The organism is Aquibacillus koreensis, from assembly GCF_025154055.1.
Lineage (GTDB): Bacteria > Bacillota > Bacilli > Bacillales > Amphibacillaceae > Aquibacillus_C > Aquibacillus_C koreensis.
The window spans coordinates 1-25908 of record NZ_JAOALK010000062.1; the positions used below are offsets into that span (position 1 = coordinate 1).

The following is a 25908-nucleotide window of genomic DNA, read 5'->3' on the forward strand; positions in this document are numbered from 1 at the left end:
TTAAGAGTGCGAACTACATCAGTCGGAGAAACGGTCGGTTTTGTAGAGATGAATAAATGAATATGATCTGGCATGATTTCCATTTCCTTTATTTCATATCCGTATCGTTCACTGATAATCCGAAGGATTCCCCTTAATTCTAATTCTATTTTTTCGTTAAGTACGTTAAATCGAAATTTTGGACACCAAATGATGTGATATTGGATAAGAAACTTACAATGATTTAATCTATTATACTCACTCATCATTTCACCTAATTTTTGTATCTTATTTTCTTTTCTACTTACAAACATTTTACCACATAGGAATGTATGTTCTCAATCTATATTTTTGTTCACCAAACAAAAAATCGCTCAAGTAGAGCAGTCTAAGAACTGCCCCTTGAGCGAAGCCCTTACATCCACGGGGCAATCCCGCGTGGTTTTACGGGCTATTTCTATAACAATTCCCCACTTCAAGAAAATTCATCTGATAATAAACTATACTTATCCCACAAATATATTTTAACATAAAATTCCAAAAAATATTATTGATATTAAGAAGAAAACTAATGCCAATTAAATAAAAATAAGCAGCCTATCTTTTTAATAGACTGCTTTACTTCATTTATTTTCTTTCATCCAAAGCCTTTTTGGCAGCTCGTTGCTCCGCTTCCTTTTTCGTTCTACCAATCCCGACACCAGCAATTTCTGAGTTAATCAGAACCTGAGCTACAAACTCTCGATTGTGTGCAGGACCTTTTTCTTCAACGATTGTATATTCTACAATACTCTTTTTATCACGTTGAACAAATTCTTGCAATTGACTTTTGTAATCCATCGCATGCGAAAAAGCACCTTTACTGATCTTAGGATAAACATACTTTTCAAGAAAGTGGATAACTTCATCGTAACCTTGATCAAGATAAAGTGCACCAATGAATGATTCAAAAACATCTGCTAATAACGCAGGTCTATTTCTTCCACCAGTCATCTCTTCACCTTTACCTAGTAAAATGTAGTTACTAAAGTTTATATCGTTGGCAAAATTAACTAATGATGGTTCACACACGATGGAAGCTCTAAATTTTGTTAGCTCTCCCTCGGCCATATCTGGAAATTCACGATATAAATATTGAGATACACCAAGTTCTAATACTGCATCCCCAAGAAACTCCAATCGCTCGTTATCAGAAAAATCTTTTTTTCGATGCTCATTCACATAGGATGAATGGGTGAATGCTTGTTTTAATAAATCTTCATTTTGAAATTGAATGCTCAAATGTTGTTGTAACTGTTTAAAGCTCATCTGTCTCGCCACCTAACTCTTCGGTAAATCACCGGCAATTATATAAGGGAAGCCTCGCTAAATGCGAGACTTCCTTCATAAAAATGCTAAATGATAGAATGAATAATGGAAATATATTAAGATTTGCTGTCTATGTAATTCACAGCATCACCAACTGTTCCAATTTTTTCAGCATCCTCATCAGCAATCTCCATGTCAAACTCATCTTCAAGTTCCATAACAAGCTCAACTACGTCAAGTGAGTCTGCTTCTAAGTCATCTTTAAAAGAAGCTTCCATTGTTACTTTAGACTCTTCTACGTCTAAACGATCAACAACAATCTTCTTTACACGCTCAAAAGTTTCTGCCATCGCAAATTCACCTCCTTTCAAATATATAAAGCGTAGGCGACTGTACAGGTCCGACTGGATAAGCAAGATTCACGGAAAGGCAATGTTCTAATGCCTTGTAGTGGATATTGCTTATCTCAGCGAGGACCTAGGAGCCGTAGCTAGATTTCATATAAAGCATAGGCGACTGTTTAGGTCTCGCCTGCAAAGATTTACATAATCATACCGCCATCCACATGAATAGTTTGACCAGTAATATAGTTGGCATCCTCAGAAGCTAAGAATCGGACCACTTTCGCTACGTCTTCCCCTTTTCCAAGTTTAGCCAGAGGTATTAGTGCCATCATCGATTCGCGTTGCTCCTCCGTTAATTGGTCCGTCATATCTGTTTCAATGAACCCGGGCGCAATTGCATTCACCAAAATATTTCTAGTTGCCAATTCTTTTGCGGTCGTTTTCGTAAGTCCAATCACACCAGCTTTTGCTGCCACATAGTTAGCTTGACCAGGATTACCACTTACACCGACAACAGAAGCGATATTAATAATTCTTCCGCTTCTTTGCTTCATCATTTGTCTTGTTACACCTTTTGTACAAAGGAAAACGCCTTTTAAGTTTGTTTGGATCACTTCATCAAACTCTTCTACTTTCATTCTCATAAGCAAATTATCACGCGTAATCCCAGCATTATTAACCAAAATATCTAGGCTTCCAAATTCAGTTACTACTGCTTTAACCATGTCTTTCACTTCAGATTCATCTGCAACGTTCGCTTTAATTTTCATTGCCGCTGAACCTAGACGCTGAATCTCTTCAACAACTTGCTGCGCTTTTGCTTCACTTCCTGCATAATTTACTGCAACTTTTGCACCTTGCCTCGCTAACTCTAATGCAATCGCCTTTCCAATACCTCGTGAAGCGCCAGTAACTAGTGCCACTTTTCCTTGTAACATTAGGATTCCTCCTTATACCAGTCGATAAACAGTTGTAGTGATTCAGGATCTTGAATCGTAAAAGTTTTCGTTCTTCTGTTTACTTTCTTTACTAATCCTGTAAGCACTTTTCCATTCCCTACTTCTACAATCGCATCAAGTTCATCTTGTAATAAATGCTCAATTGTTTCCTCAAAACGAACTGGTGAATACAACTGCTGTATTAGTAAGTCTTTTATTTCATCGTAGCTTTTCACTTGATTCGCTGTCACATTTGCATAAACAGGAATATTTGCATCTACTAAATTCACTTGCTCCAAAGCTTCTGCAAATTGTTCAGCAGCAGCCTTCATCAATCTTGAATGAAATGGCCCGCTAACATTTAAAAGGATAACTCTTTTTGCTCCTGCTTCTTTCAAAGATTCTGAAATGGTCTCTATACCATTTTTTGTACCAGAAATTACAATTTGACCAGGACAATTTAGGTTAGCAATATCCACAACTTCATCTAAAAGATTTACAGAATGAATGACTTTTTCGATCTCATCTCTTGAAAGTCCTAACACTGCAGCCATTGCCCCTTGACCTTTTGGATAAGCTTTCTCCATTAATCTTCCTCTTGTTTGCACTAAAGGAAGCGCTTCTTCTAGAGATATAGCCCCTGAAGCAACCAATGCACTATATTCACCTAAACTATGTCCCGCTGTAACAACTGGATAAATACCTTCATCATTTAAGGCTTGATTTATTACAGCACTAGTTAACAATAATGCCGGTTGTGCATTTTCTGTATTAGTTAGTTCCTCGACAGGACCCTCAAACATTAAAGTCGTTAGTGTAGTATCAAGCAGTTCATCTGCCTGTTCGAATGATCTTCTTGCACTTTCATAGTTTTCATACATACCTTTCCCCATACCAACTTCTTGCGAGCCTTGACCCGGGAAAATAAAGGCTACTCTTTTCATTCTATTCCTCCTCTTTTATTAATTGGAGAGAATCAACTGTGTTTTCAATTGTCTCTGTCACATTGTTTTCTACCATATGACAAGCTTGTTTAATGGCACTAAAAATAGCGCGAGCATTAGATGAACCATGTGCTTTTATTACAGGTGATGCAAGACCAAATAATCCAGCACCGCCATACTCTGAATAATCCAGTTGATTTTTCAAACCTCTTAAATCATTTTTAACTAGTCCAGCGGCTAGTTTCGTTTTTAAGCTAGACATGAATGTTTGCTTAATCATAGAAAACATGGTCAGGGCCGTACCTTCAATTGTCTTTAAAGCAACATTGCCAGTGAATCCATCCGTAACAACAACATCTGCAACCCCATTGAGTAAATCACGAGCTTCGACATTACCTACAAAATGAATCGGTGCATCTTTTAATAAATCAAAGGCTTTCTTCGTTAAGTCATTGCCTTTACCGTCTTCTGTACCTACATTTAATAGCCCTACCCGAGGTCTGGTAACCCCTCTAACCTTTTCCGTGTAGATGGATCCCATAATCGCATATTGCAATAGATGCTGTGGTTTCGCATCTACATTAGCTCCTACATCAAGTAGCAAGAATCCAGTTCCATCTTGGGTAGGCAATGTTGGACTCAGAGCAGGTCGATCAATGCCTTTCATTCTACCTACAATAAACAATCCAGCACTCATTAAGGCTCCTGTGTTCCCAGCAGAGATACAAGCATCTGCACGCTTTTCTTTTACTTCATTTGCCATTAACACTAAAGAGGCATTTTTTTTGCGCCTGACAGCTCGAACAGGCTCGTCCTCTCCAGTGATCATCTCTGTAGTATGGATCACTTCAATGTTAGACGTGTTTGTTAAATATTTAGAAATTTGATTTTCATCACCAATTAGTGTTATTTGTAAATCTTTTATGTTATCCACTGCCTCCATTGCACCTAATACTACTTCTTTTGGTGCATGGTCTCCGCCCATTGCATCAATCGCGATCCTCATCCGTCACAACTCCTTTTTGTTGATTTGAACGAAACATTTGGAACATACCTGAGAAGACTTTTTCGTTTTCAACGTAACTATCAACCTTTACAGATGTTCTTCCTTTTTCATCTGCGCCTTCTACTTTTGCTTTAGCAACTACTCGTTCTCCTTCTTTTACTTGTCGAGTAAACTTAATCTCAGCACCTGCAGTTAATGCTAATTCATCGTTAATGACTGCAACCGCTAAAGAGTTTGCTTGGGCAAAAAGATGATGACCTCGGGCTATATTATTTCTTGAAAATACATGTTCATGATTAATATCGAGAATAGAGATAGCGCGCCTGTCTAATTCCAAATCAATCACTTCACCTATAACTTCATCTATATGTAATGCTTTCACCGTTTCATTCCATTGAGAAGTAGCCACTGACTTAATTCGTTCCCTTAACTCAGGAATGGAAAGTTCCATTCGATCTAATCGAATCGTCTGGATACTAACTTCAAATTTCTTTGCTAGTTCTTCATCCGTAATAAAAGGCATTTCTTCAATTGTGGTTTTAAGTAACTCTTGTCGATTCTTTTTATTTCTTTTCATTTATCACACCGTCCATCTATGCCTTTATCTTTTATGGATATATTCACATAGTTCATTCCATTAATTTAAGACTAGGTACTAATAGTAATATATAATACCAATAGAGAATATGCAAGCAGATACTAATCTAATGTTTCTCCATGAAAGACTACTTCACTTTCTAGTAGTTGATATAACTTGGCATATAGAGGATCTATTTCCAAAATTCCTTGAGAAATTATTTTTTGCGCATCACTCCGGGCTGTTTCTAATGCACGATAATCATGTACGACGTCTGCCACTTTAAATTCTGGTAATCCACTTTGCTTACTTCCAAAGAAATCACCAGGCCCTCTTAGTTGTAAATCCTGCTCTGACAATTCAAATCCATTTGTCGTCTCTGTCATAATTCTCATTCTTTCTTTTCCTACATCACCCTTTGGATCGGCCAACAAAATACAGTAACTTTGGCTAGACCCACGTCCAACTCGTCCCCTAAGTTGATGCAACTGTGATAATCCAAATCTTTCAGCATCATAAATTACCATAACCGTCGCATTTGGAACATTTACTCCCACTTCTACAACAGTAGTTGATACTAATACTTGTACTTCATTTTTAGCAAACTGTTGCATCACTGCTTCTTTTTCATCGGCATGTAACCTTCCATGCATAAGACCTACTTTAATAGTTGGTTCATAAGTAGCTTGCAATTGATGATATAAATCAACTGCATTTTGAATATCTAATTTATCAGATTCCTCAATCAACGGACATATGACATAAGCTTGATGACCTTGATTCACTTCTTTTTCGATAAAATCAAGGACGCGATCGAGCATGGATTCTTTCGCCCAATATGTTTTTACTTCTTTTCGTCCTTTAGGCATTTCATTAATGATTGAAACGTCCATATCTCCAAAAGTTGTGATAGCAAGCGTTCTCGGGATTGGTGTTGCTGTCATAAATAAAACATCAGGATTGATACCTTTATCTCGTAAGGTTTTTCTTTGCTTTACACCAAAACGGTGTTGCTCATCCACAATTACTGTACCCAAATTCGGAAATACAACTTCATCCTGAATTAAAGCATGTGTACCTATAATAATATCTGCTTCACGCTTCTTTATTTTTTCCAGTACTTCTTTCCTCTTCTTCCCCTTAATCGATCCAGTTAATAAAACCACTTGTGCAACTTCATCAAATAGCTCTAGTAAAGAAGAATAGTGTTGCTCTGCTAAGATTTCGGTAGGCACCATTAATGCACCTTGTTTACCGGCTGTTACAGAGGCAAATAAACTTATCGCAGCAACTGCTGTTTTCCCTGAACCTACATCGCCTTGTAATAAACGATTCATGCGATTAGGTGACTGCATGTCTCGCAAAATTTCACTCAGTGATTGTTTCTGAGCATTTGTGAGTTGAAATGGTAATGTTGAAATAAAATATTCCACTTTATTCTTATCATAATTTTGTGTATTTCCTTTTGTAGCCTCTCGATTTCGTTTTCTTAGTAATTGCATTTTCAACTGAAATAGCAAAAATTCTTCATAGATAAACCTTCGTTTGGCATGTTTTAATGTTTGGAAATTGGTAGGATAATGCATTTGTTTTAATGCCTCAGCTCTTAGAGGCAATTTGTAAGCTTGCAAATATGTATCAGGAAGAATTTCTTCTACTTGATCCCCGTATTGTTGGATCGCTTGGGCAATAACCTTTTTAAGTTGTCTATTCGTAACAGTACCCTTTAGCGGATAAATTGGTTGAATAGGGTCCTGCGTCTTGGCGTTTCCTTTTTTATAATTACTGATCGTTATTTGTAGACGGTGTTGATCCCATTTCCCTGTCAACGTGACTACGTCACCATCTTGCATTTGTTTTTTTGCAAATGCCCGATTAAACATTACACCTTTCACAATAGTATGTTCAACTTGACAATTAACAACTAACCTTGATTTTTTTCTTCCATAAAAAGTAAGGGAAGGTTCTCCAATTACCTTCCCTTCAATCGTTACTTTTTCACCATTTGCCAGTTCGCTTAAAGGCTTGGTTTCGTAATTATCATAACGAAACGGTAAATAAAACAACAAATCATATATCGTGCTAATTCCCATTTCTACAAGGGATTCATACAACTTGTCACCAATTCCTTTAACATTTATCACGGACTCATTTAACAATGTGTATCACTCTTTCTCATCTTGGCTTCCATAGATTTTCCTAGCCAATGCTTGACCAGTAGGAGTAGCCGCTAATCCTCCTTCTGCTGTTTCTCTTAAAGCAGTTGGCATAGAACGACCAATACGGTACATCGCACCAATTACCTCATCACAAGGAATTTTACTTTTTATGCCTGCCAAAGCCATATCTGCTGATACAATTGCATTAGAAGCTCCCGCAGCATTTCTTTTTACACAAGGAACTTCTACTAAGCCTGCAACAGGATCACAAACAAGGCCAAGCATATTTTTTAAAGTAATAGCAAATGCCTCTGCACTTTGTTCTGGTGTACCTCCTGCCATTTCAACTACAGCAGCAGAAGCCATCGCTGCTGCAGATCCCACTTCCGCTTGGCAACCGCCTGCCGCTCCAGAAATAAAAGCATTATTGGCAACCACAAAACCAAACGCACCTGATGTGAATAGGAATCGAATCATTTGCTCTCTAGTTGGATTTAATCGTTCTTTCACAGCGAATAATGCACCAGGTACACACCCCGCACTTCCCGCTGTTGGTGTCGCACATATGGTTCCCATTGCAGCATTAACTTCATTTGTCGCAACTGCTTTACTTACAGCATCTAATAGTAATGTTCCCGATAACGTTTCATTTTCTTGCATATATTTCTGCAGTAGTACAGCGTCTCCACCTGTAAGACCCGAGTGTGACTTTACACCTTTGAGACCGTCTTCAATTGCTTTTTCCATGACCTGTAGATTTTTTTCCATACGGTCAACGATTTCTTCTCTCGATTTATCATGAACTTCCATCTCTTGTCTAATCATTACTTCCGAAATAGATAACTTCTCTTCTTTTGTGATTTCCAATAATTCAGCTACATTACGGAACAAATTGTCCCCTCCTTATGTCTGACAAAGTTGTGTGTATCACTAACGATTACTCTACAATTTTAGCAATTTGAAGGATATGATCTGCCCTTTTCAACTCTTCTTCAACATGCTCGTCTATATTTTGATCAATTTCAATGATCATGATAGCTTCTTTCCCAACATCTTTACGGGATACTTCCATCCGTCCAATGTTCACTTCATGTTTCGCTAATATTTGCGTAATGGAAGCAATTGCGCCAAATCTGTCATTATGCATTACTAATATAGCTGGGTGGTTTCCTGATAGATGAAGTTCAAATCCATTCAACTCCGTAATTTCTACCTTTCCTCCACCAATCGATATACCTACTAACTCCATATTACCCTCTTTGTCCCCTATTTTAACACGTGCTGTATTTGGATGTTCTGTAGAAGCTTCATCTTCATGAAACCTAACTTTAATCCCTTTTTCTTTCGCTGTTATTAGGGAATTTTGGATTCTAGTATCATCTGTATCGTAATCTAGAATCCCTCCAATTATTGCAACATCCGTTCCATGCCCTCTATACGTTTTAGCAAAGGAACCATACAGATAGATTTCGACCCATTCAGGTTGCCTGCCAAATAGAGTTCTAGCTGCTCTCCCAATTCTTGCCGCACCTGCTGTGTGAGAACTAGAAGGGCCAATCATAACCGGACCAATAATATCAAAAACAGATTTATACTTCATTCGTAATCACCTCGTTGTTACCTTTAATTATAACGATTAACCCTGTAAAAAAGAAGTGTTATCCCTTATTTCTAAACTATTAGAAAGTTACAAAAAAACGCACAACTTAATCAAAATTACGGATAATATATAAACTCTGTCGTAGGGAATAAATCATTGAGATTACCAATATAACGCCGTTCCGGCAGAATACTTCGCTTTCCGCGGGCACGGCCTCAGCCTCCTCGTGGAAGGGCGCCACTGCGGGGTCTTCACCTCGCGCTGTTCCCGCAGGAGTCTTCGTATTCTGCCTCCACTGTTTTTTGCTTTCTACTCATTGATTTTTTTGAAAAAATGATACAAAAATAATACATCTAGCAATTATATTTTAAAATGAACGCCATTACTAGGTTAATATGTATCATTATTTTGAAGCTGTTAGTAGCGGATCGAGTGAAATTGGCGACACTCCTGCGGGAACAGCGCGAGCCGAAGATCCACTCAGAAGCGAACTTCCTTCTGAGTTAGCTGAGGCCGTGCCCGCAAGAGGAATCTGCACTTAGAAAAATCCGGGTTCTGGGATTTTTCGTGATTCCTCCTCGGAAAGGGAGCCAATTTCACTCGAGGAGCGGGTGGGTTAGTTACGACAGAGTTTACATCTACTGTGTAATAAGCAAATTTATTCAAATAAGCAGCAAAAAGAAAGAAGCTCCATCCATTTGGATAGAGCTTCGTTAGAATTGTTTTATTCAATAGAAAAGATATAAGAATATATTGGTTGATTTCCTTTGTGAACTTCAAGTTCAATATCTTCAAAGTTTTCTTCGATAAAGCTTTCGATTTGTTTCACTTCTTCATCGCTAGCTTCTTCCCCTTGAAGAATCGTTATGATTTCATCCTCATCGGTAATCATGTCGGATAACAAGTCTTTAATTACTTTTAGCTTATCCTTATCGTTTACCTTTATCTTTCCATCTGCTAGCCCCATAAAATTACCATTCTTAATGGTCATTCCATCAATTTGAGTGTCACGAACAGCGTAAGTAACTTGTCCCGTTTTCACTTGTTGGCTAGCCTCTATCATGTTTTGTTTATTTTCCTCAAGTTTCGCTTGTGGGTGGAATGCCAAGAGTGCACTCATTCCTTGTGGGATTGTTTTAGTTGGAACAACTACAACATTATCGTCCGAGAGTTCCGCAGCTTGCTCTGCAGCCATGATAATATTTTTGTTATTCGGCAAGACAACAATATTATGCGCATTTGCTTCATTGATTGCATCTGTAATATCTTGTGTACTTGGATTCATTGTTTGTCCACCTTGAATCACTACTGTTGCACCTAGACTTTCTAGTAATTCTTTTAAGCCTTCACCCATTGCTACGGACACAACCGCATAATCTGTCTTTTCTTTAGGTGTTTTCGTCTTTTTTTCTTTGTCCCCTACGATTGAAGTGTGTTGTTCTCTCATATTTTCAACTTTAATATTAATAAAGCTTCCAAAGCGTTGACCTAGATTTAGCACTTCACCAGGATTCTCAACATGAACATGCACTTTTACAATTTCATCATCTGATACAACAAGTAAAGAATCACCGAATTCACTTAATTCATTTCTAAAGGATTCTTCATCATATGGATGTTTCTTTAATTTATCTTCTTCAAATTTGACCATAATCTCTGTACAGTAGCCAAATTCTATATCTTCTGTATTCATAAAGTCCTGTGCTAATTTATGGTGTTCTGCACTTACCATATCCTTCATATCAACTGAACTCTCTGAAGACTCAGGTAACTCTTCACCTTTTAATGATGCTAAGAACCCTTCATAAATGGTAACAAGCCCTTGGCCACCACTATCGACTACACCAACCTCTTTAAGAACTGGCAATAAATCTGGAGTCCTTTTCAAGGATACTTTGGATGCGTCTAACACCCCCTCCATAAATGTAATCATGTCATCTGTATTTCCAGCTAATTCAACGGCTTTTTTTGCAGTGTCCTTAGCTACTGTTAAAATAGTTCCTTCTACCGGTTTTATAACAGCCTTATAGGCAGTGTTTACACCAACATCTAGCCCATGAGCAAAATCTTTTGTTGTTAGTTTTTTCTTACCTTCTACACCTTTGGCAAATCCTCGGAATAATTGAGAAAGGATAACACCTGAATTACCTCTAGCACCCATTAACAGACCTTTTGCTAATGCTTGAGCAACATCTGTTACTTGATCAGGATTGGCAGTTTTAACTTCATTCGCTCCTGAAGTCATAGATAAATTCATATTTGTCCCCGTATCACCATCTGGTACAGGGAATACATTTAAAGCATCAATCATGCTTGCATTATTCGTTAAATGGTTAGCCCCAGCTAGTACCATTTGTGCGAAAGTATTTCCATCTAACAAATTTACTTTCACTTTGAACTTCCTCCTTCTTAGACAGGACGTAATTCCATAATATCCTGCACTTCTTCTAGATGATTCAATACATTCTATATTTGGTTTAAGTATATAAAAGCATTAATCTTGTAAAACACGAACACCTTGAATATATATGTTTACAGAGCGGATGTTTAATCCCAGTGTTTTATCTAATGTGTATTTCACCTGTGATTGTACATTATGTGCTACTTCGGAAATTTTTGTGCCATAGCTCACTATAATATACATATCAATATGTATATCTTCTCCATCTTGTCTTACCACAACACCTTTTGAGAAATTTTCCTTACGAAGAATTTCAGCAATACCGTCTCTTAGTTGATTTTTTGAAGCCATACCCACAATCCCATAACATTCGATAGCTGCGCCACCTGCTACGGTTGAGATCACTTCATTAGTAATAGTTACGTGGCCATCTTTTGTAGTCAATTCAATGGACATAACAAATCCTCCTTGGAACTATCTTAAATTTAAAGTTATTTTACTATAACAATGAAAAATATGAAAGCAGTTTCAATTGCCATTCGTTTTGAGCTACCTTAATAACAGTACACATAGTAACATGCTAACCATGTCAACCTATTTTATAATATTGAATTTGGAAATGACTTTCTCGTACACGGTCTCAAGGTAAAACCCCTTTATACAATGGACGAAAACTACTCATCTGTCAAGTAAGTTTTCTTGATATTCACTCCATTAGCTTATAAATGTTATAAAATAGTGAAACAAATGTCCGAAATATAGTGTTACTAAAACAATATTGCATTATTTTGTCTCCTATGATAAATTATATTAGTATGTAAAGAGATACATGTTAGGTAGGAGGGAATTATTATGGGACGTACATGTGTTGTAACTGGACGCAAAACGAAAGCTGGAAACGCTCGTTCACACGCGATGAATGCTAATAAACGTAACTGGAAAGCTAACGTACAAAAAGTACGCATTTTGGTTGACGGTAAACCAAAGCGTGTATATGTTTCTGCTCGTGCTTTAAAATCAGGTAAAGTAGAACGAGTATAATTAGCTATAGCCAACCAATGAAAAAAGCACCCAAGAGGGTGCTTTTTTGCGTCTTCGTACCTTTTTTCCCACACTTTTCAATAGTGGGCATTAAACTTTGTTAATCCTTTTTAAATGATCCCATTATTACACGTACAAATCCACCTAAGAACCTTGGGAGTTTAAAGGTATAAAATTTCATGAGAACCCCTCCTCTTTTCAGCATAGCAGAAGAACACTTCACATTATCCTATGATAGAAAAGCTAAATAAGTACATATCAACTCTTTATAACTATTTGTATGTCATAATTAAATAAAAAAGTACCATTTTAACAAATAAACAGTTATATGTGCTAAAAAGAGTCTAAAATAAGTAATCTTTATTAATATATCTATAGTAAAAAGAAAGACAAGATATTCCTATTTTCTATATTTATTCAATGTTCATATAAAAATGGGTATTAAAAAAGGTTGCCATATAGTGACAACCCTTTTTTTGATATCAAGCATTTCGGATTTCTTCTATTGCTAACTTTCTATCTGCTTGGTTAAATACAGCACTTCCAGCAACTAAAACATCTACGCCTGCTTCTTTACACAATCTGGCGGTGGATGTATTAACGCCTCCATCCACTTCAATTTCAAAGTCTAGCTGATCTTCTCGTCTCCATGTAGCAGCTTTTTTTACTTTCGTTAACACTTCTGGTATGAAGGATTGCCCTCCAAATCCAGGATTAACGGTCATAAATAAAACTAAATCTACATCTGGCAGGATCGGGCGAATCATTTCTACTGGTGTTGCAGGATTAATTACAACACCAGCTTTTATTCCTGCAGCTTTAATTGCATGGATCGTGCGATGTAAATGACGACAGGTCTCTACGTGTACAGTTAAAATATCTGCCCCCGCTTTCACAAAAGAAGAAATATATTGATCTGGGTCTTCTATCATTAAATGTACATCTAATGGTAATTTGGTGACAGGACGTATCGCTTCCACCACAAGTGGACCGATTGTTATATTTGGCACAAAATGTCCATCCATCACATCCACATGAATGTAATCTGCCCCACCTTTTTCGACATCTATTATTTCATTTTGCAAGTTAGCAAAATCAGCTGACAGAATAGAAGGTGCAATTTTTGTCATGAATTAATACCTCGGCTTTCTATTTTGAATCTCCTCAAAAAACTGTAAATAATGTTCATATCTATAGGTTGGGATCTCTTCCTTCCCTACAGCTTCTTTTACCGCACACTTCGGTTCTTTATTATGCATGCATCCTCTAAATTTACAATGTTCCATTCTTTCTCGCATCTCTGGAAAACAAGCAGGTAAATCCTCAAGCTCTAAGTCGTTGAAATCTAATGAACTAAAACCTGGTGTGTCCGCAACTAGGCCACCATTGATTTCAATCAACTCCACGTGACGTGTCGTATGCTTTCCTCTTCCTAGACTTTCAGAAATAACATTCGTTTCCAAAGACAATAGCGGATTAAACGCATTTAAAATAGACGATTTCCCAACACCTGATTGACCAGCTATAACAGAGATCTTATCTTTAAAGAAATCCTTAGCTTGATCAAAATCATCTGTTTGTTTTGTCGATAACATTTGAACAGGATAGCCGATCTTTTTGTAATCCTCTTCATATTGTTGAATACCTTCTAATTTGCCTTCTTTAATCGTATCCATTTTAGTAATAAAGATAACAGGGTCAATCCCCTTGGACTCCACAAGCACTAAAAACCTGTCAAGCAGTAAAGCACTAAAGTCAGGTTCAGCTGCTGACACAACGATCACTGCTTGATCAATATTGGCAATAGGCGGACGCACCAATTCATTCTTTCGAGGTTTAACATCTAATATATATCCTTCGCCAGGATTACTTTCCTCGAACAGAACTTCATCACCTACAAGAGGATTAATTTTGTTCTTTCTAAATACTCCTCTACCTCTACATTGGTAACGAGCGTCTCCACTTTGCACATAATAAAATCCACTTAACGCCTTTACAATTTTACCTTCTGGCATCCATTCACTCATCCTCCACGTCTTCAAATTTAACTATTTTTTCGTACAAAAGTTCACCGTCTCGCAAAATTCTATATTGCGCTACATCATTCGGATTAATGTATAAGACAAGGTTGAAAACAGTGTCCTCCGTAATTTCACGTTGAATATACGGCTCAAGTCCATCCTCATTCGCATCCTCAACATAGATCGTTATTTCTTGTGGTTCAGGTCCAGTGGGTTCATTGTTATTTTCATCTGGATTGTCCACGGTGTCGTTGTTTGTATCATCCTCAACTGTTCTACCTGTGTATGGTACAGTAACTGGTAGTTCATGCGTAACAGGCGGTTTTTCCTCTGGCCCCAAAGATAATACAATCTCTACAACGGCGTTTTCTTCAACCTCTGTACCTGCTTCAGGAGATTGTCTGATCACAAAACCTTCTCTAACCTCATCATGATGTTCTTCATCTATTTTTGCCCCAAGTTTTTTATCCTTTAAGTAACTTGTTACAGCCGATTCTCTCCATTCAAAAAAATTAATTAACTCTACCATTTTGGGTCCTTTACTTATCGTAAATATGACACTGGTTTCTTCGGGTATAATTTGTTCACCAGGTTCTGGTTGCTCCTGAGCTATTATTTGACCTTCTGGTTCATCCGAATTTTCTTCGTTATACGTTATATCTGTATAGCCTTTTTGAATTAGTAAGCTTCTTACTTGACTATAATCTTCTCCGACATAATCTTCAAATGCAACTTTTTCTTTCCCTTTACTTGTAAAGAGGGTTACCGCATCCCCTTCTTTTACAGTCATTCCTGATTCAGGAGTCGTACTAACGACAACTCCTTCTTCAAACTCATCACTGAATACTTCCTCACTATCTACTTTCAAATTTAAGGTAGTTAATTCACTTAGCGCATCTTCATAATCCTCACCAACAACATCCGGAATATCAACATCAGCAGGTTGAAGCATACTAGGAATGATAAATAAAGCAGCTAAAAACGCACCAAATAGTACAACGAGAATTACAGATATCCATACCCATGCTTTTGCTCGTTTCTTTTTCTTTAAGTTAGGTTCTTGCTCTTTATTATTTTCATCTGTACTGTGTTTAGTATTACCAGCTTCGGTATGATGGATAAGCGTATCTTGCGTTGATTTATGTTGTTTAAATCTTTCTTCTGTGATAATTGGAATTGCCTTTGTAGCCTCACCACTATCTTCAGGAGTAACAAAGACTTCTTCATTTATTCTTTCGGGAAGCATAGCAGTACTAAGAGCTTCTTCCAATTCATAGACTGTATCATATCGATGAAAAGGATCTTTCGTTGTTGACTTTAATACGATATTCTCAACGCTCTGCGGTATTTCTGGCTTCCATCTTCTAATCGATGGTGTATTAATTTGTAAATGCTTCAAAGCAATAGAAACAGCAGATTGACCGGAAAACGGCAATCGTCCAGTTAGTAACTCAAAAAGCACGATACCTAAAGAGTAAATATCGGATTTTTTGTTGGCCATTCCACCACGAGCTTGTTCAGGGGATAAGTAATGAACAGACCCCAGAACAGAATTTGTTTGTGTTAAAGCTGTTGCACTTAAAGCAATAGCTATTCCAAAATCTGTAACTTTCACCACACCATATGGATCAATTAATATATTTTGCGGCTTGATATCTCTATGTACAATATCATTAGCATGCGCATGAGAAATAGCAGATGTTATTTGCTTCATGATATCAATTGCTTCTTGTACCTCAGCAGGACCATACGTTTGAATATATTTCTTTAAAGTCATTCCTTCGACGTATTCCATTACCATATAATATATATTATCTTCTTCCCCAACATCATAGATATTAACAATATTGGGGTGCGAAAGACTGATAGCAGATTGCGCTTCTCGATGAAACCTTGCGATGAATTCATCATCATTCGCATGTTCAAGACGGAGTACTTTAATGGCGACTTCTCGATCGAGAATGCTATCTTGTGCTAAATAGACATTCGCCATTCCTCCGCCACCAATCATCTTCTTAATCTTGTATCTTTCGTTTAGCATCCGACCCTCAAGCATTATAATTCACCCTCTTCCTGTGAATCATTGTGTTCTACTAAAACGATTGAAATATTATCTTCACCACCACGTTCATTAGCAAGTTCGATGAATTTATGCGCAGTTTCCTCTATATTTAATGATTCATCAATGTACGTATCTAGCTCAATTTCAGAAATTTTATTTGATAAGCCATCCGAACATAACAATAGCTTGTTATGTGGTTCCCATCCAATCGTTTGGATATCGACTTGAACATTTTGTTCCGTTCCTAATGCTTTTAATAGTACATTCTTTCGCGGGTGATATTCAGCATCATCTTTTGTTATTTGTCCTGAGCGAACTAGCTCGTTAACTAAGGAGTGGTCTTCTGTAACTTGTTTAAATCCTTGTGCGTTATATAAATAACAACGACTGTCACCTATATGTGCAATGGTTATAAAATCTACCGTACATATAACAGCTACTATTGTTGTTCCCATTCCTGCACAATCCTCATGTTCCTTTGCATGACCATATACAAGATGATTGGTTTCAGTAATGCACTCAGAAAGCCAGTTCTCGGCTTGATCAGGAGAAACAATTGTCGTCATTTCATTCCATTTTTCTTTTAAAGACTCTATAACCATTTGACTAGCTACATCACCAGCCTTATGTCCACCCATTCCATCAGCAATAACAGCCAATGCCTGCTGTTGCGCATTAAAGAAAAAACCACCAGCATCTTCATTATGATCTCTTACTTTACCTTTGTCGGTTAAAAAGTAACCATTCAATCTTTTCACCCCGTCTCCTCATAAAACGACATAATTCTATTTTCAGTTCCAAAGAATTATATCTAATTGGTTTTCAATCCTTTTATCTTTAAAATGGTCACACAGAAAGTTTTTACTTCTTTTTTAATCTAGTTAAGAAAAAACCATCTGTATTATAGGTTTGAGGAAATAATTGTAATCCCCATTGTGTTGATCCTATAGAGTGTTGCATATCTCCAGGTAAATCCTTAAAGAAACTTTCGTCCACTTCAAATTCTGTATGTTCGGATAAGAATTTCTCAATGACGTAATCATTCTCGTGGCGATCAACAGTACAAGTACTATATATTATTTTACCATCTTTTTTTAATAGAGAGGAAACACTTTCCAACAATTTTATCTGAATGGAAGCTAATTTATCTATATCTTCCTCACGTTTATTATATTTAATATCCGGTTTCCCTCTTAATACGCCTAATCCTGAGCAAGGTGCATCTAATAGAATTCTATCAAACGTATCCTTTTCATGATATGTATCTAACTCTCTAGAATCTGCTTGATTTGCTTGAATAATGGTAAGGTTAAGCTCCATTGCTTTTTTGGTAACAAGCTTTGCTTTCTTTTCATGCAAATCATAGGCATACACAACACCTGTGTCCTCCATTTTTTCAGCAATATGTGTTGCTTTTCCGCCAGGAGCACTACAAGCATCTAACACTGTCATACCTGGTTCTAAATCAAGCATTTCTGCTACTAACATCGAACTCTGATCTTGAACAGTTACGTAACCATCTTTAAAAAGGTTACTTTTTAAAATATTACCTTTTCGGACAATTATACCTTGACTGGAAAAAAGTGAGGCTTCTACTTCATACCCATCTTCATTAAGTTGAGTCATCGCATTTTCACGACTGATCCTTAAAGGTTGCACTCTTATGCTCATTGATTTGTGCTGTAGATTGATTTGGCACATGTCTTCTGTGACTTCATATCCATACATCTTAACCCAACGTTTAATAAGCCATAGTGGATGACTCGTTTCAATCGATAAACGCTCTTCCCGATTAGTAATTTGATCTACATTTGGTAACCCTTCTCGTTGAATTGATCTCAATATTCCGTTAACTAAGGAAGAAATTCCTTTATGCCCTTTTACTTTTGCAATCTCAACGGATTCATGAATAATTGCGTGATCAGGGACTTTATCTAGGAATTGTTTTTGGTAAATGGACATATATAATAACCATTTAACCCATGGTTCTATTTTCTTTTTACTATTTAAGTAATGAGACAAATAGTAATCAAGCGTTAGTTTTCGTTGGATAGTTCCATATACAATTTCTGTAAGAAGTGCTTCATCTCGAATACTTAGTTCTTTCTTAGCCAAAGCTTGATCAATGAGTAAGTGACTAAAGCCACCACCTTCTCCTATTCTGACTAATATTTCTAATGCTGTCTGCCTTATCATATATTTGCTATTAACCATTTTACTCTCCTAACTTTTCCCCTAACAGTATTTCATTCCCAGTTCCACGTAAAAAATCGCTAGCTGTCATCCGTTTTTTCCCTGATGGCTGCAAGCTTGTAATCTTTATTCCTTTGTTATCTCCACAACATACAACAAAACCATCATCTTCAATCCTTACAATTTCTCCTGGATTAGCAGCGAAATGTATATTCTCTTTTATTCCCCACCAAACCTTTAGCGTTTTACCTTGTAGCGTGGTGAATGCAACCGGCCAAGGATGGAGACCCCTTATATGGTTATAAATCTCAACGTGTGACTTGGTCCAATCAATTTTTTCTTGTTCTCGTTTAATGTTAGATGCGAAGGTTGCTTGACTATCCTCTTGCTTCGTACGAGTAGCCTTTTGATTAAATAATGTTGGCAATGTATCTTTTAACAGGCTAGCTCCTGCTTCAGCCAGTTTGTCATGTAGTGTTCCAACATGAGCCTCTTCTTCAATCGTCACACGCTTTTGTGTAATAATATCCCCAGCATCAAGTTTTTCTACCATATACATGATCGTAATCCCTGTTTCTTTTTTTCCTTGCAAGATCGCGTAATGGATCGGAGCACCACCTCTTAATTCAGGAAGTAAAGAAGCATGTACGTTGATACAACCATAGGCTGGTGCTTCTAGTAACTCCTTCGGTAAGATCTGGCCAAATGCAGCTGTGACAATAATGTCTGGCTTATAGTTTAAAACATGCTCAAATTCTGCTCTAATCTTCTCAGGTTGAAAGACAGGAATGTTATGTTTTAGCGCTTCCTCTTTAACTGGTGGAGGTGTTAAAACCCTTTTTCTCCCTTTGGGACGATCTGGTTGTGTCACTACCAAAACCACTTCATATTGATCTGATATTATTTGTTGCAAAACTGGAACTGCAAAATCTGGTGTACCCATAAAAACAATTCTCTTCATGATGAACCCCTCTCTACATTAGTTGATAAGGCTGTAGGTCAACTTGAATCAGCAAGTCATTTTTTTGTATATCACTTTCAAAATAAGTTAATATTTTTTTTATTATTTTTCTTTGATTCGGTTCATTTTTGTATTTTACCATGCATTGGAAACGATATCTATCTTTGACTCTAGTTAATGGTGATGGTGTTGGCCCAAGTATTCTCGTCTGTTGTGAAAGGTGCTTTTGTAATAATTGAACAATGGTTCTCGTTACTTCCATCACTTTCACTTGATTCACATGTGAAACAGTGATCAAAGTGAGGAAGTAATATGGAGGATATTGAAAAGATTTTCTCAGTTTCATTTCTTCCGAAAAGAACTGTTCATAATCATACTGGCTCGCTAATTGCACACTATAATGCTCGGGTGTGTAAGTTTGCACAACAACTTCTCCCGGTAATGCGTGCCGTCCCGCTCTTCCACTAACTTGTGTCAGCAGTTGAAATGTTTTCTCGGAAGCTCTAAAATCTGGAAGGTGTAATAAGGAATCTGCTGCTAACACCCCAACTAGTGTAACGTTCCCAAAATCGAGCCCTTTTGCAATCATCTGTGTACCTAATAGGATATCCGCTTCTTTTCTTGCAAATTGTGTGAGTAAACGTTCATGTGATCCTTTTCTTCTAGTCGTATCTACATCCATACGTATTACACGCGCTTCTGGTAATAATTCTGCTAAAGCTTCTTCTACTTTTTGTGTTCCTGTACCGAAATACCGAATGGTGTCACTCTCACATTCAGGACACATGCTTGGCATTTTTTCTTCATAAGCACAATAGTGACATTTCAATCGTTCATTTTTACGGTGATAGGTAAGTGCTATATCGCAATGTGGGCATTCTATTACATATCCACAGTCTCGACACATTACAAAAGTGGAATACCCTCTTCGATTTAAAAAAAGAACAATTTGTTCTCCTTTTTTTAATCTTTCTTCCATTGCTTCTTTTAACCTTATGGAAAACATCGTTCGATTCCCTTTATGCAATTCTTCTCGCATGTCAACTAAATCTACGGTTGGCATAGTTGCGTTATTCATTCGGTTCCCCATTGAAAGTAGGTGATATACACCTTTTTTCGCCCTCGCAAACGATTCTAATGTCGGAGTAGCACTTCCAAGCACTACCGGACAACGATGTTTTTCTCCTCTATAAATAGCTACATCTCTTGCATGATATCTAGGATGATCTTCTTGTTTATAGCTTGTTTCATGTTCTTCATCAATAATAATAATTCCGACATTTTCAAAAGGTGCAAAAATGGCAGATCTAGCTCCCACAACTACTTTTACTTGTTTCCTTTGTATTTTTCGCCACTCATCATATTTTTCGCCAGCAGATAGAGCACTGTGTAATACCGCTACCTCAGATCCAAAACGGCCTTTAAACCGCTCTACCATTTGCGGTGTTAGGGCTATTTCTGGTACAAGAACAATTGCTTCCTGCCCTTTTTCAATTACTTCTTGAATAGATTGCAAATACACTTCTGTTTTACCACTACCCGTTACCCCGTGAAGCAAAAAAACATGGTGTTCTTCATTTTCTAACGCGTTTAATATTGGTTGTATAGCTTCTTCTTGTTGATTTGTTAAGGGGAGCGGTGATGTTCTTGGATATTTACCTTTTTCATAAGGTTCACGATACACTTCTTCAAAGGATTCAAGAAGTAAACCTTGGTCTAATAACGGCTTTAAACTTGCTCGCGTTGTATTTACCTTTTTTAGTAATGTTTTTTGATTAATTGGCTTCGAATGTTCTAACAAATAATGGAGTAATTGTCGTTGCTTTGCAGCTTGTTTTGACAGATCTTCAAGTGCTTCTTCTATTAAATGTGCTTCTTTATTTAAACGAATGACAGATTGTTTTTTGATCGTTTCTCTCGATTGCACTTGGTATATTACTTCAATTAAACCATCGCGTATAGCTTTTTGAAGTTTCGCATGATTTCCCTCTCGTTCAACAAATTCATCGTACGTTATAAAATCTCGACCGGCAAATAAAGTTTTAAATTCAACAGGAATTTCATCACTAGATAAACAATGTAGTTCTTTTTTGTATTTTGCTTTTAAAACCTGTGGAAGCATTGCTTGAAACGAAGAAATATAAAAGCTTAGTGTTTCTTCTGATAGCCATTCCCCTAAATCAAGTAACTCTTCTGTTAGAACTGGTGTTACGTCCATTAAATCACTTATTTCCTTCAATCGATCAAATTCAGATTCATTCACTAAATCAAGAACAAACCCCATAATCTTTCTTGGTCCAAACGGAACAATAACACGCATTCCTTTATGGATAGATCCTTGAAACTTACTCGGTATTTTATAATCGAAAACTCGATTGGTTTGCGTTGCTGGCACATCTACAACTACTTTTGCAATATTCACTTTTCTTCATCCTTTAATTCTAAGTGAATTAGCTCCAAGATTTCCTGGGCTATGACATTTTTGGTCGCTAATGGTAAGTCCTTTTCTATTCCTTTTTTACTTACAAAGGTTACCGCGTTAGTAGAAGTTGCAAAACCAGCTCCCTCTGCTTTTACATCGTTAATGACAATTGCATCTAAATGCTTTTTCTCTAATTTCTGCTTTCCATATGTAAGTATCTCATCCGTTTCAGCTGCAAATCCCACTAAATATTGTGTTGTTTTCATTTCACCAAGGGTAAGTAAAATGTCCTTTGTTCTTTCCATATCAATAGATAGATTACCATCCGATTTCTTCATTTTTCGGTCATGTATAACAACTGGTCGATAATCAGCAACGGCAGCTGCTTTTATGACAATGTCCTGATTTGGATAGTACATACTCATCTGTTGGAACATTTCCTCTGCCGTCGTTACATCCACCCGTTTTACATTTCTAGGCGTATTTAAGCTTACTGGTCCAGCTATTAAGGTAACTTCCGCACCAAGACGTGCTGCTTCTTCCGCAAGTGCAAAACCCATTTTACCTGAAGAATGATTTGTGAAAAATCGAATCGGATCGATAGATTCTCTTGTTGGTCCTGCAGAAATTAAGATTTTCTTATCTTTCAGGCTAGGATTAATTAGATGGTTTTCGATCACATCTATAATGGTTTCTGGTTCTTCTAATCTTCCTTTGCCAACATAACCACAAGCGAGATAACCACTGCCTGGTTCAATAAACTGATAACCCCATGAGGCTATTTTATTCATATTTTCCTTTACAGCTGGGTGTGCATACATATGTACGTTCATTGCTGGAGCAATATAAACGGGAGCTCTTGTTGCCAAGAGTGTAGTGGAAAGCATATCATCCGCATTCCCATTTGCTATTTTTGCAATGATATTGGCTGTTGCAGGCGCGATTATCACTAAATCTGCCCAATCAGCAAGGTCAATGTGTGCGATTTTTTCAGGATCTTTCTCATCAAATGTATCTGTATAAACAGGGTTTCTAGATAAAGCTTGAAACGTAAGCGGAGAAACGAACTTGGTCGCGCTCTCTGTCATAATAACTTTTACATTCGCACCTTTTTGAGTAAGTTTACTCGTAAGCGCACAGGCCTTGTATGCTGCAATTCCACCCGTAACACCTAAAATAACGTTTTTTTGTTGAAGCATACGCTTATATCCCCCTTATCCATAACCTTAATCTTAAGCTTTATATGTATGTTTAATAATTTGAATTGTAGCATTTTTATAGAAGAAAACCTCGCTTGCGTCTTTGCAAGCGAGGAACTTCTGGAAAACAACGACATGTATCTCTTTACTAGTGTGCATGGCATGATGATCAAAATAGATCCAATTCAACATTTTCCTATAGAAAGTGTTCGAGAAAGTCATACCATCATAATTCTGTCAATTCGTTTACTCTTCTTCCGCAGCAATGAAAGTTAGTTTGTCAGCTTGGATCTCTTCTAAAGCAATTCCTACATATTTCACTGACTTAGGATTATCTAACTGGTGACGCTGCGTATCTTGAATTTGACGTGCACGTCTAGCTGATAAAGTAACTAATGTGTACTTAGAATTAATTTTATTTTGCAATTTATCAATTGATGGTTCTAACATCATACTCAATCAGCCTCCAATATCTTCTTGTACTGTTTAGCAACTCGCTCACGCTTGCAATGTTCGCTTCGAACAATAGATTGAACCTTGCTAACTGCCGTATCTATTTTATCATTAACAACGACATAATCATAGGCATCCATCATTTCTATTTCTTCCCGAGCAGCTAACAAGCGATTTTTAACGAGGTCTTCTGTTTCAGTGCCTCTATTTACAATTCTGTTTTTTAATTCTTCTAAACTTGGTGGAAACAGAAATATGAAGACACCTTCCGGAAAGTTTTTCTTCACTTGAAGTGCACCTTGCACTTCAATTTCCAAGAAAACATCTTTACCTTCATTTAATGTAGCTTCGACATATTCTCTTGGTGTGCCATAATAATTCCCCACATACTCGGCATATTCAAGAAGTTCATTATTTTTAATCATATCCTCAAAGGTTTGCTTTGAGCGATAGAAATAATCAACACCTTCTTGCTCTCCTTCTCTTTTTGTTCTTGTTGTCATGGAAATAGAATATTTTAAATCCGTATCCTTTTCAAAAAGAGCCTTCCTTACCGTTCCTTTACCTACCCCTGATGGACCAGATAATATAAACAAAATTCCTTTCTCATCTATCAACATATATCCTCCTAGCTATTTACTTTACTCATCAGAGATTTCATCGTGGCTAATGACACGTTGACCAACAGTCTCAGGTTGCACTGCTGATAAAACAACATGATCACTATCCGTTATGATTACAGCTCTAGTACGTCGACCATATGTAGCATCTACTAATTTATTATTGTCCCTTGCAACCGTAATAATTCGTTTAATCGGAGCAGATTCCGGTGAAACAATTGAAATAATGCGATTTGCTGAAACCACATTACCAAATCCTATGTTTATTAATCTTAAACTCATGACGGTTCCCCCTCTTGTACAGATATTTCCTGCACATAAAAAATTAGTCTTTATATTTAATAACACTTTCTAAAACTAAATGTAAAAAGTTGTTAGAAATAACTATCCTTATTCTATACAGGTTTAGACAAGTACAAACATTATTCACTAAATCCATTAATCCGTTTGTATTTTATCATTACTAGCTATTATAGTATATAGCAATCTATCTACAAAACATAATGTTATTCTACATTTTGTATTTGCTCTTTTATTTTTTCTATCTCACTTTTTAATAAAACAACCAATTCGCTATTTTTAACGTCATTTGATTTTGACCCAATTGTGTTCGTTTCTCGATGCATTTCTTGCAAGATAAAATCCAATTTTCTTCCGATCGCATCTTTTTGAGACATAGTCTGTAAAAATTGGTGCACATGGCTATGTAAACGAGTGACCTCTTCCGTAATATCACCTTTCTCAGCAAGCACTGCGATATCTTGATATAGTTTAGATTCATCCGTTACATACGATTCATCCTCTATGTAGGTTTTAATTCTTTGAATTATTCGGTCCCGATATTCTATTATAACAATATCTCTTCTTTCTCCCAACTCTTTTACTGTTTTTTCTATGAAATCTATCCTACCAGCTAAATCTTTTTTTATTTCTCTACCTTCTTCTTGTCGCATTTGTTCAACTTGTCTACATGCAGTAGTAAGCACCTTTTCAACTGAATGATACACCGTCTCATCATACTCGGATTGTTCCTGAACAGAAAAAACATCTTCTATTTTAGTTAAAACATCTACAGGAATATTACCATTAAGGTTGTATCTGCTCTTAGCCTCTTGGATCTTTTCTATGTATTGGTCCATTAGGTCCCAATTAACGAGTAAAGTACGACTTATAAGCTCCTCCCCATTCATGGTAACGAACACTTCTATCCTTCCCCTTTGAAAGAATGATTGAACAACCTTTTTTAATTTTTCTTCTAACACTAATAAAGAACGCGGCATTTTCATGGAAACATCCAAGAAGCGGTGATTCACACTTCTTATTTCAACCGCAATATTTGTTTCATTAATAATTATTTCATCCCTACCATATCCAGTCATACTTGTAACCACGCTATCACATCCATTACTTTTTTGTTCCAAAGTTATACCTTAACTATATCAAACATTGTTGCAATATGTCATTAAGAAGCAAGAGAATATGACACAAGCATTTCCTCTTAGTAATTCACATTTGATATAAACTCTGTCGTAACTAACCCACCCGCCATCTATGTTCGATTTTGGCGGCTATCTAGATCCGTTATTTGTCCGAAATCTTCGTTTATATTATTTTAGCGGCTACCAGATCCCTTATTTGCCCTTATTTCATTAATTACGTGTGCATTTTGCTGAAATAGCG

Annotated in this window: 26 protein-coding genes; 1 reads left to right on the plus strand and 25 read right to left on the minus strand. The window is 36.8% G+C overall.

Annotated elements, in window-relative coordinates; genetic code table 11:
- From tnpA to NYQ66_RS19910, 12 genes are all read right to left on the minus strand, one after another.
- Positions 1–293, minus strand: a 293-nt coding sequence (tnpA, locus tag NYQ66_RS19855) for an IS200/IS605 family transposase (protein WP_259872026.1), incomplete at its 3' end; no start/stop codon positions are given.
- Positions 294–606: 313 nt separating this feature from the next.
- The gene (gene rnc / locus NYQ66_RS19860) at positions 607–1287 is read right to left on the minus strand and encodes a ribonuclease III (RefSeq protein WP_259872027.1); all 681 of its coding nucleotides are present in this window, start codon (positions 1285–1287) and stop codon (positions 607–609) included.
- A gap of 116 nt (positions 1288–1403) precedes the next feature.
- Positions 1404–1637, minus strand: a complete 234-nt coding sequence (locus tag NYQ66_RS19865; RefSeq protein ID WP_259872029.1) for an acyl carrier protein — start codon at positions 1635–1637, stop codon at positions 1404–1406.
- A 191-nt stretch (positions 1638–1828) separates the two neighbouring features.
- Entirely contained in the window at positions 1829–2569 is a 741-nt protein-coding gene (fabG, locus tag NYQ66_RS19870; protein WP_259872031.1) for a 3-oxoacyl-[acyl-carrier-protein] reductase, read from the minus strand.
- Positions 2569–3513: an ACP S-malonyltransferase gene (gene fabD, locus NYQ66_RS19875; protein ID WP_259872032.1), complete on the minus strand. Its 945-nt coding sequence runs from the start codon at positions 3511–3513 to the stop codon at positions 2569–2571. Before fabD ends, fabG begins: the two co-directional genes overlap by 1 nt.
- 1 nt (position 3514) lies before the next feature.
- Entirely contained in the window at positions 3515–4519 is a 1005-nt protein-coding gene (gene plsX, locus NYQ66_RS19880; protein ID WP_259872039.1) for a phosphate acyltransferase PlsX, read from the minus strand.
- A complete protein-coding gene (gene fapR, locus NYQ66_RS19885) occupies positions 4503–5096 on the minus strand; it encodes a transcription factor FapR (RefSeq protein ID WP_259872041.1) in 594 nt (197 codons plus the stop codon). Before fapR ends, plsX begins: the two co-directional genes overlap by 17 nt.
- Positions 5097–5218: 122 nt before the next feature.
- The gene (gene recG, locus NYQ66_RS19890; protein ID WP_259872044.1) at positions 5219–7255 is read right to left on the minus strand and encodes an ATP-dependent DNA helicase RecG; all 2037 of its coding nucleotides are present in this window, start codon (positions 7253–7255) and stop codon (positions 5219–5221) included.
- Between the two features lie 6 nt (positions 7256–7261).
- Complete coding sequence (gene sdaAA, locus NYQ66_RS19895; protein WP_259872045.1) at positions 7262–8146, minus strand: L-serine ammonia-lyase, iron-sulfur-dependent, subunit alpha; 885 nt, start codon at positions 8144–8146, stop codon at positions 7262–7264.
- A 46-nt stretch (positions 8147–8192) separates the two neighbouring features.
- Entirely contained in the window at positions 8193–8855 is a 663-nt protein-coding gene (gene sdaAB / locus NYQ66_RS19900; RefSeq protein ID WP_259872048.1) for an L-serine ammonia-lyase, iron-sulfur-dependent subunit beta, read from the minus strand.
- Positions 8856–9579: 724 nt separating this feature from the next.
- Positions 9580–11247, minus strand: a complete 1668-nt coding sequence (locus NYQ66_RS19905) for a DAK2 domain-containing protein (RefSeq protein WP_259872049.1) — start codon at positions 11245–11247, stop codon at positions 9580–9582.
- Positions 11248–11349: 102 nt separating this feature from the next.
- The gene (locus tag NYQ66_RS19910) at positions 11350–11712 is read right to left on the minus strand and encodes an Asp23/Gls24 family envelope stress response protein (protein WP_259872052.1); all 363 of its coding nucleotides are present in this window, start codon (positions 11710–11712) and stop codon (positions 11350–11352) included.
- A gap of 396 nt (positions 11713–12108) precedes the next feature.
- Between NYQ66_RS19910 and rpmB the strand changes: the two genes are divergently transcribed.
- Positions 12109–12297: a 50S ribosomal protein L28 gene (rpmB, locus tag NYQ66_RS19915; RefSeq protein WP_259872054.1), complete on the plus strand. Its 189-nt coding sequence runs from the start codon at positions 12109–12111 to the stop codon at positions 12295–12297.
- Between the two features lie 100 nt (positions 12298–12397).
- On the opposite strand, the gene spoVM is transcribed toward rpmB, so the two are convergent.
- From spoVM to NYQ66_RS19980, 13 genes are all read right to left on the minus strand, one after another.
- A complete protein-coding gene (spoVM, locus tag NYQ66_RS19920) occupies positions 12398–12502 on the minus strand; it encodes a stage V sporulation protein SpoVM (RefSeq protein WP_311202040.1) in 105 nt (34 codons plus the stop codon).
- A 277-nt stretch (positions 12503–12779) separates the two neighbouring features.
- A complete protein-coding gene (gene rpe / locus NYQ66_RS19925) occupies positions 12780–13427 on the minus strand; it encodes a ribulose-phosphate 3-epimerase (protein WP_259872056.1) in 648 nt (215 codons plus the stop codon).
- A gap of 3 nt (positions 13428–13430) precedes the next feature.
- Positions 13431–14312 carry a ribosome small subunit-dependent GTPase A gene (rsgA, locus tag NYQ66_RS19930; RefSeq protein ID WP_259872058.1) on the minus strand — a complete coding sequence of 294 codons (882 nt, stop codon included), beginning with the start codon at positions 14310–14312 and terminating at the stop codon, positions 13431–13433.
- 4 nt (positions 14313–14316) lie between these two features.
- Positions 14317–16374 (minus strand): Stk1 family PASTA domain-containing Ser/Thr kinase, encoded by a 2058-nt coding sequence (pknB, locus tag NYQ66_RS19935; RefSeq protein ID WP_259872059.1) that lies wholly within the window; start codon positions 16372–16374, stop codon positions 14317–14319.
- Complete coding sequence (locus NYQ66_RS19940; RefSeq protein ID WP_311202041.1) at positions 16374–17138, minus strand: Stp1/IreP family PP2C-type Ser/Thr phosphatase; 765 nt, start codon at positions 17136–17138, stop codon at positions 16374–16376. The genes pknB and NYQ66_RS19940 overlap by 1 nt, the downstream gene beginning before the upstream one ends.
- Before the next feature lie 103 nt (positions 17139–17241).
- Positions 17242–18594, minus strand: a complete 1353-nt coding sequence (rsmB, locus tag NYQ66_RS19945) for a 16S rRNA (cytosine(967)-C(5))-methyltransferase RsmB (RefSeq protein WP_259872061.1) — start codon at positions 18592–18594, stop codon at positions 17242–17244.
- A 1-nt stretch (position 18595) separates the two neighbouring features.
- A complete protein-coding gene (fmt, locus tag NYQ66_RS19950) occupies positions 18596–19534 on the minus strand; it encodes a methionyl-tRNA formyltransferase (RefSeq protein ID WP_259872064.1) in 939 nt (312 codons plus the stop codon).
- A 13-nt stretch (positions 19535–19547) separates the two neighbouring features.
- Positions 19548–21956: a primosomal protein N' gene (priA, locus tag NYQ66_RS19955; protein WP_259872067.1), complete on the minus strand. Its 2409-nt coding sequence runs from the start codon at positions 21954–21956 to the stop codon at positions 19548–19550.
- Complete coding sequence (coaBC, locus tag NYQ66_RS19960) at positions 21953–23155, minus strand: bifunctional phosphopantothenoylcysteine decarboxylase/phosphopantothenate--cysteine ligase CoaBC (protein WP_259872070.1); 1203 nt, start codon at positions 23153–23155, stop codon at positions 21953–21955. The genes priA and coaBC overlap by 4 nt, the downstream gene beginning before the upstream one ends.
- Before the next feature lie 246 nt (positions 23156–23401).
- Positions 23402–23605, minus strand: a complete 204-nt coding sequence (gene rpoZ, locus NYQ66_RS19965; RefSeq protein WP_259872242.1) for a DNA-directed RNA polymerase subunit omega — start codon at positions 23603–23605, stop codon at positions 23402–23404.
- Positions 23606–23610: 5 nt separating this feature from the next.
- Positions 23611–24225 carry a guanylate kinase gene (gene gmk, locus NYQ66_RS19970; protein ID WP_259872073.1) on the minus strand — a complete coding sequence of 205 codons (615 nt, stop codon included), beginning with the start codon at positions 24223–24225 and terminating at the stop codon, positions 23611–23613.
- 24 nt (positions 24226–24249) lie between these two features.
- Positions 24250–24510, minus strand: a complete 261-nt coding sequence (gene remA, locus NYQ66_RS19975; RefSeq protein WP_093210849.1) for an extracellular matrix/biofilm regulator RemA — start codon at positions 24508–24510, stop codon at positions 24250–24252.
- A gap of 224 nt (positions 24511–24734) precedes the next feature.
- Positions 24735–25619: a YicC/YloC family endoribonuclease gene (locus NYQ66_RS19980; protein ID WP_259872081.1), complete on the minus strand. Its 885-nt coding sequence runs from the start codon at positions 25617–25619 to the stop codon at positions 24735–24737.
- Positions 25620–25908 lie beyond the last annotated feature (289 nt).